Consider the following 14041-nt stretch of genomic DNA (forward strand, 5'->3'; position numbering starts at 1 on the left):
GGGTCGGGGTGTCGCGGTGCGGTTCGACGTGGCCGCCGCGCAGGAGCATGATCGAAGGATGGATGTCCGTCACCTGTCGGTCTTCGTCGCCGTGGCGCAGGAGATGAGCTTCACGCGCGCCGCGGATCGGCTGCTGCTCGCGCAGTCCGCCGTCTCGACGACAGTGCGCGAGCTCGAGCGCGAGTTGGGGGTGGACCTGTTCGACCGTTCTCATCGGCAGATCCGCCTGACGGGTGCGGGGGAGGAGCTGCTCGCCCGCTCCCGGGACGTCCTCGAACGGATGCGCGACCTGGCGAGCGCCGTGGGGGCCGCCGGTACCGAGCTGCGCGGGACCGTCACGATGGGTCTCATGACCGGCGTCGACCTCGTCGACGTGCCGCGGCTGCTGGGGGCGTATCACGCGCGGCATCCGTCGGTGATCGTGCAGCTGCGCGCGACGGGACTGGGGTCGACCGGACTCGTCGCCCAGCTCGAACGCGGCGAGATCGACCTCGCGCTGCTGACGGCCGTCGACGGACTTCCGGCGACGCTGCAGGGGGAGGTCGTCGCCTCGTCGCCGTACGTGCTGGTCGTCCCCGGAGACCACCCGCTGGCGGAGGCCGAGAGTGTCACGCTCGACGATCTCGAGGGCGAGAGCTTCGTCGACCTGCCACCGGGCTACGGCTCGCGGCGGATCGTCGACGACGCCTTCGCCCACGCGGGGGTGAGCCGACGCGTGCTGATCGAGGTCGCCGAGATCTCGACGGCCGCCCAATACGTGCCGCAGGGTCTGGGGCTGGCGCTCGTGCCGAGATTCGCGGCCGCCCCGGTCGCCGGCACCCGCGTCGTGCCGATGGATGCCGTCGTGCCGGCCTTCGACCTCTCGCTCGCGTGGGCGCGGCGACGCCCCCTCGCCTCGGCGGGACGGGCGCTGGTCGACCTCGTGCGCGCGGACCTCCTCCCGCCCGCCTGATCGACGCTCACCACCAGCCGCGCGCGGGAACCGATTGCGCGCCGCGCAATGAGCCGTCACCGGCGGCGGGGTCGATCAGAGTCAGAGCGGGAGCGCGCCGCGCCCGGCGATCATGTCGACGACCGCGAGCACGAGGCCAAGACTCAGCGCCGTGAACGACGCGAAGGAGACGATCTGGAATGTCTTCGTCGTCGCGACGGTGCGCGAGAACGCCATCGGGATGAACGTCGCCGGATTCACGACCCCGCCGATGAGGACCAGGGCGGCCGTCAGCGTCGTCATCTGCGGAACCCCGAGCGCCGTCACCGCCATGACGGTGCCCATGATGATCCAGTCGAGGTGCACCTGCCGCACGCGCACGGGGTCGACGATCCCGAGCGACCTCAACCGGTCCGGGTGGTCGACCGCTATGAGCAGAAGGAAGCCGGACAACGCTCCGACGGCGAGGGAGATGAGTCCGACCAGCAGCAGGACCGAGCTCACAGGGCATCCCCGTCGGTGAACCGGGCCGCCGCCCGCCGCCGGCGGTCGACGCGGAGGTCGAAGACGTCGGATCGCGAGTAGTGCCCCACCACATCGAGGTCGAGGCTCATCCGATCCCGCTCCACCAGGGGGAGTTCGGCGTGGATCGTGGTGGCCTCTCCGCGCACCGGTGGCACGAGCCAGGACCCATCGGGGCCGACCACCCCCGACCCGCCGTCGAAGAGGACGTCCGGGTCGTCGCCGCTCGGTCCGAGTCCCGCTCGGAAGAGGCCCAGCAGGTCGTCCGGGACGTCGTCGACCGTCAGGTACTGGCCCACGGCGAGCACGAAGCATCGTCCTTCCGCCGCGTACATCCGCGACGCGACGTGGTGCATGTCGGGCATGTCCGGCCACGCGGCGACGTGGATCTGCTCGTCTTGGGCGTGCATGGCCTGGCGTGCGAGCGGGTGGAAGTGCTCCCAGCAGACGAGCCCGCCGACCCGGCCGACCGCCGTGTCGAGGACGCGCAGGCCCGCTCCGTCGCCCTCGCCCCAGACGATCCGTTCGGTGTGCGTCGGGGTGAGCTTGCGGTGCACGTTGCGCAGCGCGCCGTCGGGACCGATCGTCACCAGCGAATTGAAGACGGTGCCGCTCGCGGGTGTGGGGCGCTCGTTGATGCCGACGACGACGGTGACGCCGCTCTGCTGTGCGGCACGTCGCAGCGGCGAGAGGCCGTCGTCGAGGTCATCCGCGTCGCCCAGCACGACCGCGTCGGCGAGCAGCCGCGCGTGCCAGGTCCGCGCGACGGGGTCGTCCCAGCCCGCGGCGCCGAAGGCCCACGCCGGATAGCAGGACACCCAGGTCTCGGGGAAGACGATCAGCTGGGCTCCGCGCGCCGCGGCGTCGGCGATGTGCGTCGCGCCGCGCCGCATGGTCTCGGCGGAGTCCAGCACGCGCGCAGGCTGCTGGACGAGCGCCACGTGCGCCGTGTCGTCGGTCATGCCTTCACCGTTTCGATGATCTCGAGTTCCGCCTCGCTACGGGCGATCGCCGCGGCCTCGCGGTCCCGATCGATCCCGCGGGCAAGCAGAGCGTACACGCCGCCGCCGACGATCAGGCCCGGGATGAAGGCGATGTCCGCGCCGCCCAGCGCCGCCGCGATCGGGCCGATGAAGAACGGGAGGGCGAAGAAGGGCACCATCGCGAGGAAGCCGAGCGCGTAGGCCAGGATGCCGCGCCACGCCCACGTGCCGTAGACGCCGTGCCGCGCGAAGATGTCCGTGATCGCGTAGTGGCCGTGGCGGACGAGGTAGAAGTCGACCAGGTTCACCGCCGTCCACGGGACGAGGAAGTAGAGCATGAGCGCGACGAAGCCGTTGAAGCTCGTCAGGTAGGCATCCGGGATGGCCAGGGCGATCGCGGTCGCCACCGCGCCGACCAGCACCAGACCGAGCACGCGCAGGCGCAGCGTCGGCCGCACCGGAACGAAGCCGTCGACGGCGGTGATGCCGGTGAGCATCGTCCCGTAGCAGTTGACGGCGGTGACGGTGAGCTGGGCGATCGCGCCGATCACGACGACGGCGAGGCCGAATCCGGGGAAGACGAGATCGCCCGCTGTCGTGAGCGCCGCGATGGCGTCGCTCTGCTGCAGGTAGCCCGCGAGCAGGGCCCCGAGCGACATCAGCCAGATCGCCGAGCCCGCGGCACCGAGGTAGGTCCAGCCGATGAGCTTCGGCGCGGACGAGTCCTCCGGCAGATAGCGGGAGTAGTCGGAGACGTAGACCGCGTAGCTGATGTTGTAGCCGGCGGCGAGGGAGAGCTGGATGAGGAAGGCGGGGCCGTCCCACGTGTCTGTGGCGGTGACCGGGGTCGCGGTCATCGGCAGGGTGACGGCGGCGACGACGGTGAGCAGACCGAAGGCGGCGATGAGGAGGTAGGTGAGCCAGCGCTGCACGAAGTGCAGAAGGTCGTAGCCCACGATGGCGATGAGGATCGCGACGCCGATGACGAGCGGATACCAGAGGAACTTCGACCCCGGCAGGAAGAGCTGGATGACCTGGGTGATCAGGACGGTGCCGAACACGGTGAAGCCGATGTAGACGAAGATCGTCGCCACGAAGGGGATGATCGCTCCGCGCAGTCCGAACTGCGCGCGGGACTGGATCATCTGCGGCAGGCCCATCCGTGGGCCCTGGTTGGCGTGGAACGCCATGAAGAAGGTGCCGAAGGCCGCGCCCAGGGCGACCGCGAGGATGCTCCAGGTCACGCCGAGGCCGAGGGAGGGCCCGATGAACCCGACGACCATCGTGAGGAACACGAAGTTCCCGGTGAACCAGAACGGGCCCTGATGCCAGACGCGACCGCGACGCTCGGTGCGGGGAACGTAGTCGATGGAGCGCTTCTCGAGGGTGATCGCACCCGTCGTCAGGGGTGCGCGCGCCGGCGACGACGCCGTCGAGGTCGAGCGGGAGGGGATGGTCATGATGCGTCCTTCTTTCCGCTCCGCGCCATTGCGGAGATGATCTCGTAGGCGACGTGGCTGGCGGCGACGGCCGTCAGCTGCGCGTGGTCGTAGGGCGGCGACACCTCGACGACGTCGGCCCCGACGATGCGATGGGTGCCGAGGGCGCGGAGCAGGCCGAGCAGTTCACGGCTGGTGAGCCCGCCGGCCTCCGGCGTGCCGGTGCCGGGGGCGTGCGCAGGGTCGAGCACGTCGATGTCGACCGAGACGTACACCGGCCGGTCTCCCAGACGTCGATGCATCCGATCGATCGCGTCGGAGAGTCCCTGCCGCTGGAGGTCGTCGCTGGTGATCTGCGCGAACCCGAGGCGGGCGTCGTCGGCGAGGTCGGCTTCGGCGTACAGGGGGCCGCGGATGCCGATGTGCAGGCTGGCCTCCTGGTCGATCAGGCCTTCCTCCGACGCGCGTCGGAACGGGGTGCCGTGGGTGATCGGAGCGCCGAAGTAGGTGTCCCAGGTGTCGAGGTGCGCGTCGAAGTGCACGACGGCGACGGGGCCGTGCCGATCGGCGACGGCCCGCAGGAGCGGAAGGGCGATGGTGTGGTCGCCGCCGAGGACGAGCAGGCGGTCCGCCACACCCGCGAGCTCGCGCGCGGCGGCCTCGATCTGCGCGACCGCGGTCGCGATGTCGTACGGATTGATGGCCATGTCGCCGGCGTCGGCCACCTGCTGGGCGCCGAACGGGTGGACGTCGACCGCGGGGTTGTAGGGCCGCAGCAGGCGGGATGCCTCGCGGATGTGCGCCGGGCCGAACCGTGCGCCGCTGCGGTAGCTGACCCCGGCGTCGAAGGGTGCTCCGACGACCGCCACGTCGGCCCGTGTCACGTCGCGCAGCTGGGGGAGCCGGGCGAAGGTGGCGAGGCCGGCGAAGCGGGGGGTGACGCTGGCGTCGATCGGGCCGACGGGCGGGGTCGGCGGAGTGTCGGACGAGTGGGTGGACACGAAGCTCCTTCTGAGTACTAATACGCAACCTGTGATGCGTAATAGGAAACAGCGTCAGCATGCCTGATGAACGCGCCGTGCGCAAGCCCCATCCCGGCGGACGGCGTCGAAGAACCGGTCAGGCGCTCCAGAGGGCGGGGGTGAGCACCCAGATCACCTCGGCCTCACCGCCGACCGATCGCCAGGTGTGCGGCTCGCGACCGTCGAAGGTGAGCGAGTCTCCCGTCTCCAGCACGAGGCTCTCGTGGGAGAACTCCACCTCGATGCGGCCCGACAGGACGTGCACGACCTCCACCTCGGCGGCGAGCGAGTAGCGCTCCTCTCCGCCGTGCCCGCCGTCCGCGATCTCGGAGCGCACCACCTGCACGCGCGACTCGCGCCGCGGCGTGATCAGCCGATCCGTGCTGTCGACGCCGCCGAGGTTGAGACGGAGCCGCTCGTCGTGGCGCACCAGATGCACGTCCGGCGCCTGGAAGAGCGAGCCGACGTCGAGCGAGAGCACGTCGCACAGGGCGATGAGGGTCGCGACGCTCGGCGAGGCGAGATCGCGCTCGACCCGGGAGAGGAATCCGCGCGTCACTCCGCTCGCCTGGGCGACGTCGTCGATCGTCATCTGCTGCTGCTGACGCGCGGCGCGGATGCGCGACCCGATCTCGATCCGGTTATTGCCGGCTTCGATGGGGGCGGATCTCATAGCTGCATCGTAGCCCGGGGCGATCCGGCGGATCGGAGGGCGGGCGCGCGGATGTCAACGCATTGTCCGCCTCGATTCGGACGGCGTAGCGTCGAGGCATGGCGACCGTTGCGGACTTCTTCATCGAGACTCTCACCCGGGCAGGCGTCGAGCGGGTCTGGGGGTTGCCCGGCGATTCTCTCAACGCCTTCACCGACGCGCTGCGGCGTGAGGGCGACGGCGGCATCCGCTGGATGCACATGCGTCACGAAGAGGCGGCGGCCTTCGCAGCGGGCGCCGAGGCGGAGCTCACCGGCGAGCTCGCCGTCGTCGCCGGCTCGTGCGGACCGGGCAACCTGCACTTCATCAACGGCCTGTTCGACGCCAACCGCAACCGGGTGCCGGTGCTGGCGATCGCCTCGCACATCCCCTCGGCCGAGATCGGCAGCACCTACTTCCAGGAGACGCACCCGCAGGAGCTGTTCCGCGAGTGCAGCGTCTACTGCGAGCTCGTGAGCGACCCCGCGCAGCTGCCGTGGGTGCTCGAGATCGCGATGCGCACCGCCGTCGAGAAGCGCGGCGTCGCCGTGATCGTCGTGCCCGGCGACGTCTTCTTCGCGGATGCGCCGGAGCGGCGGCCCACCGCGCCGATCCGCGCCGCCGGCTCGACGGTGCTGCCCGCGGCATCCGCTCTCGCGGACGCCGCCACGGCGCTCAACGGGGCGAAGAAGGTCACGATCCTCGCCGGGTCGGGAGTCGCCGGTGCGCACGACGAGGTCCTGGCGCTCGCGCGGGCGCTGCAGGCGCCGATCGTCCACGCGCTTCGGGGCAAGGAGCACATCGAGTGGGATAACCCGCACGACGTCGGCATGACGGGTCTGCTCGGCTTCGCGTCCGGCTACCGGGCCATGGAGTCGTGCGACACGCTCCTGATGCTCGGCACCGACTTCCCGTATCGGCAGTTCTACCCGTCGAAGGCGACGGTGATCCAGGTCGACGTGCGCGGCGAGCAGCTGGGCCGACGCACCCCGATCGACGTCGGCCTCGTCGGCGGCGTGAAGGAGACCGCGGCCGCGCTCCTGCCGCTGCTGCACGGCGACCGGTCGTCGGCGCACCTCGACGACAGCGTCGCGCACTACCGCAAGACGCGGGAGCGCCTCGATGACCTGGCCGTCGACGACGGGCGGGCGCCCGTCCGCCCCGAGTACGTCGCGCGGGTCGTCGACGAGCTCGCGAGCGCGGACGCGGTCTTCACGGCCGACGTGGGCAGCCCCGTGGTGTGGGCCGCCCGCTACCTGACGATGAACGGATCGCGCCGGCTGCTCGGATCGTTCGCCCACGGCTCGATGGCCAACGCCATGCCGCAGGCGCTCGGCGCGCAGGCCGTCGACCGGTCGAGGCAGGTGATCGCGCTCGCCGGCGACGGCGGTCTCGCGATGCTCCTCGGAGACCTCCTCTCGATCCGTCAGAACGACCTGCCGATCACGATCGTGGTCTTCAACAACTCGTCGCTGAACTTCGTCGAGCTGGAGATGAAAGCTGCGGGCATCGTCACCTTCGGCACCGGCCTGGAGAACCCGAGCTTCGCCGACATCGCCGAGGCCGTCGGCATCCGGGGCATCCGGGTGGAGAAGGGGAGCGAGCTGCGCGGCGCGATCGCCGAGGCGCTGGCGACCGACGGGCCCGTGCTCGTCGACGTGGTGACCGCGCGTCAGGAACTCGCGATGCCGCCGTCCATCACGGCCGCCCAGGCCAAGGGGTTCTCGCTCTGGGCTCTGCGCACCGTCCTCTCGGGGCGCGGCGACGAGCTGCTCGACCTCGCCGACACCAACATCTGGCGGCGCCTCTTCCACTGAGCCGCGGCCCATCGCCGTCGCCCTCGTGACGCGAGATCGCGCGAATGTCACGCTCCTGCGGCTGAAGCGTGATATTCGTGCGGTCTCGCGGGCGGGGATGGGTGCGGCGCGCCGGTAGCGTGGCGGGGTGACGGACATCGCGGGACACCGGCCGGGGGAGCCCGCGTATCGGCGGCTGATCGCCGGGCTGTTCTTCGCCGGTGTCGCCACGTTCGCACAGCTGTACTCTCCGCAGGCGGTGCTGCCGTTCCTCGCCGCCGACCTCGGGACGACGCCCGCGACCGCCGCTCTCGCCGTCTCGGCCGCGACCCTCGGGCTCGCCGTCGCCGTGATCCCGTGGTCTATGGTCGCCGACCGGATCGGGCGCCGGCCGACGATGGCGATCGGAGTCGTCGCGGCCACCGCCGTCGGCCTGCTCGCCCCGCTCGCCCCCACGATGGAGGTCTTCCTCGCCGCCCGCTTCGTGGAGGGCGCCGCTCTGGGCGCCGTGCCCGCCGTCGCCCTCGCCTACCTCAACGAGGAGGTCGACGCCGGCCACGCCGCGCGCGCGGCGGGCAGCTACATCGCCGGCACCACCGTCGGCGGACTCGCCGGGCGCATCATCGCCGGCCCGCTCGCGGAGGAGGGGTCGTGGCGCGTGGGCGTCTTCGTCGTGGCCGTCGTGTGCGCCGCGAGCGCCGTCCTCTTCCTCTGGCTCGCGCCCCGCGCACGACGATTCGAGGCATCACCCGCCCGGATCGGCGCCGTCCTCCGCCGACTCGGCATCGTCCTCCGGTCGCCGGCGCAGCTCGCGCTCGCGGCGCAGGGGTTCCTGCTCATGGGAGGCTTCGTCGCCGTCTACAACTACGTCGGCTTCGTCCTGGCCGCCCCGCCCTACGTCGTGCCACAGGCGATCGTGAGCCTGCTCTTCCTCGCGTACCTCGCCGGTACCGTGTCCTCGCCGCGCGCCGGCGCTCTGGCCAGCCGATTCGGCCGGATGCCCGTGCTGCTGGGCTCCACCGCCGTGATGGCGGCGGGCGCCCTGCTCATGCTCGTCCCGTCGCTGCCGGTGCTCGTCACGGGGCTCCTCGTGCTCACCGCGGGCTTCTTCGGGGCGCACGCGGTGGCATCCGGATGGACGCCCGTGGTCGCTCCGCCGGGCACCGCCGCCCAGGCATCCTCGCTCTACTACCTCGCGTACTACGCCGGGTCGAGCGTGTTCGGGTGGGCGCTCGGCCTCGTGTTCGCGGGAGTGGGATGGATCGGCGTCGCCGGCGCCGTCGTGCTGCTCTGCGCTGCGGCGGCGGGGTGCGCCTACGGCGCGCTCCGTCGTGCCGGTCGGTGACGGGGTCAGCGCGACCGAAGGCGCTGTCGCGTCGACGCTCGCCGGGCTGGCATCCCGCGCGTTCAGCCGGGTCGGATGAGAAGGCGGCGGGCATCGTCAACTCCGGCACCGGGCTCGAGAACCCGAGCTTCGCGGCGCTCAGGGGCAGGTGGCGTAGAGATAGCCCGCGTTGTCGGGAGTTGCGAGCGCACGGTCGCGCAGGATGAGCGAGGCCGGGCGGCCGGGCCGAGCGCAGACGTCGGCGAATGAGGCGGTGAGGCTGTCGGGATACTCGATCTCGAGCACCTGCTGCCCGTAGACATCCGTGTACGCAGAGCACTCGTCGAAGGCGGCGCACTCCTCGGTCACGGCGAAGTCGAACCCGGCCGTCTCACGGAGGTGCGCGGCATCCTGGGCGGCGTTCTTCTGCCCGGCCGCGAGCCCCGCCTTGTGAGCGGCAGCGACGAGGATGCCGGCGACGGCCGTGTTGTGGTCGCGCGTCAGCACTCCGTCGGTGCGGGTGTAGGTGTCGAGGTTGTCGAACTCGACCGCGGCATAGCCGGCGTCGGCGCAACCGCGGATCCACGGCAGAACCACCGCGGTGACCCGGTCTGTCTGCCGGGTGTCGACGATGACCTCGTCCGGCCAGTCGGGGTCGATCAAGGGCGCGCCGGAGGCATACCGAAGAAGGACATCGGTCGGCCACTTCGCCTGCTCGCCGGGCTGAGTCTGGAAGGCGTTGACGTAGCAGATGCCGTACTTTCCGGGCGCGGGGTCGGCGGTGCGGTCTCGCGCCACGATCTCGACGCCCGCGGGCGGGTCGTACGCGCCGCCGAGCTGATAGTCGAAGGCCGCGCCCGCCGGGGGCAGCGCCACCGTGCGTGACGAGGTGGTGGGCTCGGGCGCAACGGACGACGTCTCGGTCGCCGTCGGCGCAGGGGTAGCGCTCGGGTCGGAGGGTGTCGCGCTACAGGCGGACAGGGCGAGGATGCCGGTGAACACCGCTGCCAGGAGAGCACGCGACCGGTGTCGGGATCGGCGCGCGGAGGGCTCGTTCGAGAGAGCGTGCATCCGGCGACTCTAGTGCTGCTCCGTCCCGCTCCCTGCCGATGCGGAGGACATGCACAGGCCGCGTCGCCGCGTGTCTGAGGCTTTGTCCGGATAAGCGTGGGACGATCTCGGGATGACCGTCCGTTCCTGGCACTTCCTGGCGATTGCCGCCGGGCTCGTCGTCGCGTTCGTCGGGTCGTACCTGTTCTTCGTGCACGGATACATGGGGCAGCTCCTGGATGAGCAGGCACGTATCGGCGCGCAGTCGAGCGGCGTCACGCGGTTCGCGGACGCGCTCGACCTGGTGCCGCTGGTGAGCGCCGGCGTGGTCCTCGTTGCGGTGATGATCGGCCTGGTGCGGCGCCAGGTGCTCGCAACCGTGGTGGCGCTCGGCGTCGTGGCAGCCTCGAACCTCACCACGCAGCTGCTGAAGCATCAGCTCTTGAGCCGTCCCGATAACGGTGCGACGGGGGAGTGGCACAACTCATTCCCCTCGGGGCATACAACGGTCGCGGCATCCGCGATCTTCGCGCTGTTCCTCGTCTGCGCACCGCGGCTCCGTCCCCTCATCGCCGCGCTCGGCGCGATCATCATGATCGTCATCGGAGCGCTGCTCGTCGGTAACGGATGGCATCGACCGAGTGACGTCGTCGGAGGCATCCTCGTCGTGGCGATCTTCGTCTTCTTGGGTGGGGCGGTGCTCGCGCCGCTCCGACCGCCCGCGTCACGCGCGCGACCCGGCGTGGCCGGCACGATCGCTCTGCTTGTGGTGGCTTCCGTCGCCTGCGCCGTCGCGTTCGGGGCGGCATACCTCGCCGTGGCGGGCGGTGATGAGGCGCCGGAGGTCTCCATGCTCGCGGGCCTCGTCGCGATCACCGTGACCTCGGGAGCGACGGCGCTGCTGGCGGCGCGGCTGTTCCGCCGCGTCGGGTGACTCCTCTTTTCCGTCGTGGGCGAGGAGTTCTCTCTGGTGGGTGGGGAGCTCTCTATATGGTGCGTGGCGGGTTCTCTGTGGTGCGTGGCGAGTCCTCTTTGGTGCGTGGAGAGGGATCGGGACGCCCGGGACGGTAAACTCGACACGCCTGCCTCTGTAGCTCAGTGGAAGAGCCACTCCGTCCTAAGGAGCGGGTCGGGGGTTCGAATCCCTCCAGGGGCACCGTGTGATGAGTCGCGACATAGGAGACATCTGAGTCGCGACATAGGTGACATTCATGAGAGGGAGCCCGGCCATCGGCCGGGCTCTTTTTCGTTGTTTCGCCAGTAGCTCTTGTCGGGGTCGTTGAGTCAGCAAACGCCGACACGGGCGGTATTCGGGATTGCGTTGCGCGCCGCGTGGACAAAACAAGCCGTCGCGGACGATGACGGCACCGACCACCTCGACGCGCCGCTTGCGAACTGACACGTAGTTCTTTCGTCCTCGGAGACGCCCGCTTGGAGTCAATCGTCAGCCTGGCGCTGCCAGACGATCCGACTGAGATGGGCCAGGATGGAATGGTTCGCGGCGTCGCTGCCGCTTGTTCGCTAGCTCTACAGCAGGAGTGCCCACCTGTGGTGAATCACGTCGCCTTCATCTGGAACATCGCCGAGTCTCTTCGCGGCCCGTTCAAGCCCTCGGAGTACGGGTCGGTCGTGCTCCCGTTCACGGTGCTCCGCCGCCTCGATGCCGTCCTCGCCGACACCAAGCCCGCTGTCCTGGCGGCCGCGAAGGGCATCGAGACGCTCCCCGAGATGCTGCAGGCGATCAAGCTCCAGGAAGCCGCCGGCCACCAGTTCTACAACACGTCCCCGTTCGACTTCGGCAAGCTCGTCGCCGACCCGGCCGACCTCCGCGCGAACCTCTCCTCGTACCTGGCCGGGTTCTCAACGAATGTTCGGGACATCTTCGAGCGGTTCGAGTTCGACAAGACGCTGAACAAGCTGGCGGAGAAGAACAAGCTGTTCGCGGTGACGGAGAAATTCGCGCAGGCCGATTTCCACCCCCGCACGGTCAGCAACATTCAGATGGGTCTGGTGTTCGAGGAGCTGATCCGGTTCGCGAACGAGAAGTCGAACGAGACCGCCGGTGACCACTACACCCCGCGTGAGGTCATCAAGCTAATGGTCGAGCTACTGTTCGCTCTCGACGACGACGCCCTTTCGAAGTCGGGCGTGGTGCGGTCGATCTACGACCCGACCGCCGGCACCGGCGGCATGCTCTCCGTCGCCGACGAGTACCTCCGCACCCTGAACCCGGGCATCCAGCTGAGCCTGTACGGGCAGGACTACAACGACGCGTCGTACGCGATCTGCAAGGCCGACATGGTCATCAAGGGCCAGGACGTCGACAACATCGCCCTCGGCGACACTCTCACCGAAGACGCCTTCGACGACAAGAAGTTCGACTACGGCCTATCCAACCCTCCCTTTGGCGTCGACTGGAAAGACCAGCGCACCTTCGTCGACGACGAACACGCCAAGCTCGGCTTCAACGGCCGATTCGGCCCCGGCACCCCTGCCGTCAGCGACGGCGCCATGCTGTTCCTGCTCCACCTGGTGTCGAAGATGCGCAAACTCGAAGACGGCGGCTCCCGCATGGCCATCGTCCTCAACGGTTCGCCGCTGTTCTCCGGCGGCGCCGGAGGTGGCGAGTCGAACATCCGCAAGTGGCTGCTCGACAACGACTTCGTCGAAGCGATCATCGGACTGCCGAAGGACATGTTCTACAACACCGGCATCTCCACCTACATCTGGGTCCTCACCAACCGCAAAGACGACAACCGCAAGGGCCGGGTACAGCTCATTGACGGCCGCGAGATGTCTACCAAGCTCCGTAAGGGCGTCGGCTCCAAGCGCAACGAACTCTCGCCGAAGAACATCGAGACCATCGTCGACCTGTACGCCGGATTCGAGGACGGCGAGCACTCAAAGATCTTCCGCAACGAGGACTTCCTCTACCGCACCATCACCGTCGAACGCCCCCTCAAACTCAACTGGCACGCCACCCCCGAACGCATAGACACCGTCTTCGAAGCCAAAGCCATCCAGAAGCTAAACGAGACGGATGCCGCAGCCCTCCGCGCAGCTCTCGACAGACTCGGAACCGACACGATCTGGACCAACCGGGCAGAGTTCCAAAAGGTGCTGAAGGATGCCGCTGAAGCCGAAGGCCTCACCCTCCCCGCACCGCTCCTCAAGACCGTGACGACCGAGCTTGGTGCGCAGGATGACACCGCCGACACCTGCACCGACGCCAAGGGAAACCCGGAACCGGACGCGTCACTCCGGGACACTGAGAACGTGTCGTGGGACGAGGATGTCGACAGCTACGTCGCCCGCGAAATCCTCCCGTACGCGTCCGACGCGTGGGTCGATTACGACAAGACCAAGGAAGGCGCGGAGATTCCCTTCACCCGACACTTCTTCCAATACGTCCCACCGCGTTCACTTGAGGAGATCGACCACGAACTTGACGCCGTTATGGATCAACTCCGCGCGATGCTGGTCGAGGTTGAAGGTTGACTCGCGCGATGCGTGACTCCGGTGTCGAGTTTCTCGGCGAGGTTCCCTGGCACTGGGACGTGCAACCCGCGGTCACGCTGGCGCGGGTGCTTACGAGCACGGTCGACAAGAAGTCATACGAGGGTGAACAGCCGGTGAAGCTGTGCAACTACACCGACGTCTACTACAGCGACCGGATCGTGGACAGCTCACACTTCATGATGGCGACTGCAACCTCGGAGCAGATCGCGAAGTTCTCGGTGCGCGCTGGGGATGTGCCATTCACCAAAGATTCGGAGACCGCAGCCGACATCGGGATTCCGTCCTACGCGCCAAGAGATCTGCCGGGCACCGTTTACGGGTATCACCTAAGCATCTTCAGGCCCATGGACAAGCGGCGAGGTCGGTTCCTCAAGTATTTGCTTGAGTCTGACTACGCAAAGGCGTACTTCGAAGCCAAGACTCCGGGAGTGACGAGGGTCGGTCTCGGCCAGGCGACGATCCGATACTTTAGGGCGCCAACGCCGCCCGTTGAAGAGGCCGTTGCGATTGCGGACTATCTGGATCGGGAGACTGCGCAGATCGACGCGTTCATCGCGAAAAACGAGCAACTCATCACCCTCCTCACTGAACGCCGCGGCGCCGTAATCGCGCGCTCCGTGTCTCGCGGTGTCAGAGACGGTATCGCCCTTAAGCGGCTCTGCGCATTCTGGGTGGGGTGAGGCGCTCGGGCGTGGCGTGACGGGGTGAGGTGGGTCGAGGCCCGGAGGATCGGTAGCGACCAAGCAACCTGTTCGTCCGGAGAC

The 14041-nt window shown here is 69.0% G+C and carries 12 protein-coding genes and 1 tRNA gene; 7 read left to right on the plus strand and 6 right to left on the minus strand.

Annotated features, from left to right (window positions below; translation table 11 throughout):
• The first annotated feature begins 58 nt into the window (after positions 1-58).
• Positions 59-952, plus strand: a complete 894-nt coding sequence (locus WFI00_RS08785) for a LysR family transcriptional regulator (protein ID WP_336631629.1) — start codon at positions 59-61, stop codon at positions 950-952.
• Between the two features lie 81 nt (positions 953-1033).
• Here the strand turns inward: WFI00_RS08785 and WFI00_RS08790 are convergent, their stop codons facing one another.
• From WFI00_RS08790 to WFI00_RS08810, 5 genes are all read right to left on the minus strand, one after another.
• Positions 1034-1435, minus strand: a complete 402-nt coding sequence (locus tag WFI00_RS08790) for a hypothetical protein (RefSeq protein WP_336631628.1) — start codon at positions 1433-1435, stop codon at positions 1034-1036.
• Complete coding sequence (locus tag WFI00_RS08795; RefSeq protein ID WP_336631627.1) at positions 1432-2415, minus strand: carbon-nitrogen hydrolase family protein; 984 nt, start codon at positions 2413-2415, stop codon at positions 1432-1434. Before WFI00_RS08795 ends, WFI00_RS08790 begins: the two co-directional genes overlap by 4 nt.
• Positions 2412-3896: a purine-cytosine permease family protein gene (locus tag WFI00_RS08800; protein ID WP_336631626.1), complete on the minus strand. Its 1485-nt coding sequence runs from the start codon at positions 3894-3896 to the stop codon at positions 2412-2414. The genes WFI00_RS08795 and WFI00_RS08800 overlap by 4 nt, the downstream gene beginning before the upstream one ends.
• Positions 3893-4876 carry an agmatinase gene (gene speB, locus WFI00_RS08805; protein ID WP_336631625.1) on the minus strand — a complete coding sequence of 328 codons (984 nt, stop codon included), beginning with the start codon at positions 4874-4876 and terminating at the stop codon, positions 3893-3895. Before speB ends, WFI00_RS08800 begins: the two co-directional genes overlap by 4 nt.
• Positions 4877-4994: 118 nt before the next feature.
• The gene (locus tag WFI00_RS08810; protein ID WP_336631624.1) at positions 4995-5570 is read right to left on the minus strand and encodes a helix-turn-helix domain-containing protein; all 576 of its coding nucleotides are present in this window, start codon (positions 5568-5570) and stop codon (positions 4995-4997) included.
• Positions 5571-5668: 98 nt separating this feature from the next.
• Here WFI00_RS08810 and poxB point away from each other — a divergent pair, with 98 nt between their 5' ends.
• Both poxB and WFI00_RS08820 read left to right on the plus strand, forming a co-directional pair.
• Positions 5669-7405 (plus strand): ubiquinone-dependent pyruvate dehydrogenase, encoded by a 1737-nt coding sequence (poxB, locus tag WFI00_RS08815; protein WP_336631623.1) that lies wholly within the window; start codon positions 5669-5671, stop codon positions 7403-7405.
• 127 nt (positions 7406-7532) lie between these two features.
• Complete coding sequence (locus WFI00_RS08820; protein ID WP_336631622.1) at positions 7533-8729, plus strand: MFS transporter; 1197 nt, start codon at positions 7533-7535, stop codon at positions 8727-8729.
• Between the two features lie 138 nt (positions 8730-8867).
• On the opposite strand, the gene WFI00_RS08825 is transcribed toward WFI00_RS08820, so the two are convergent.
• Entirely contained in the window at positions 8868-9779 is a 912-nt protein-coding gene (locus WFI00_RS08825; RefSeq protein ID WP_336631621.1) for an endo alpha-1,4 polygalactosaminidase, read from the minus strand.
• 112 nt (positions 9780-9891) lie between these two features.
• Between WFI00_RS08825 and WFI00_RS08830 the strand changes: the two genes are divergently transcribed.
• The 4 genes from WFI00_RS08830 to WFI00_RS08845 all read left to right on the plus strand — a co-directional run bounded on the left by WFI00_RS08830 (position 9892) and on the right by WFI00_RS08845 (position 13957).
• The gene (locus WFI00_RS08830; protein WP_336631620.1) at positions 9892-10692 is read left to right on the plus strand and encodes a phosphatase PAP2 family protein; all 801 of its coding nucleotides are present in this window, start codon (positions 9892-9894) and stop codon (positions 10690-10692) included.
• 150 nt (positions 10693-10842) lie between these two features.
• Positions 10843-10914, plus strand: a tRNA-Arg gene (locus tag WFI00_RS08835).
• Positions 10915-11306: 392 nt separating this feature from the next.
• Positions 11307-13256, plus strand: coding sequence for a type I restriction-modification system subunit M (locus tag WFI00_RS08840; protein WP_336631619.1), 1950 nt, complete (start codon positions 11307-11309; stop codon positions 13254-13256).
• A gap of 8 nt (positions 13257-13264) precedes the next feature.
• Entirely contained in the window at positions 13265-13957 is a 693-nt protein-coding gene (locus WFI00_RS08845) for a restriction endonuclease subunit S (RefSeq protein WP_336631618.1), read from the plus strand.
• The last annotated feature ends 84 nt before the right edge of the window (positions 13958-14041 follow it).

Origin of the sequence: Microbacterium sp. MMO-56, assembly GCF_037146215.1 — a bacterium.
Taxonomy (GTDB): Bacteria; Actinomycetota; Actinomycetes; order Actinomycetales; family Microbacteriaceae; genus Microbacterium.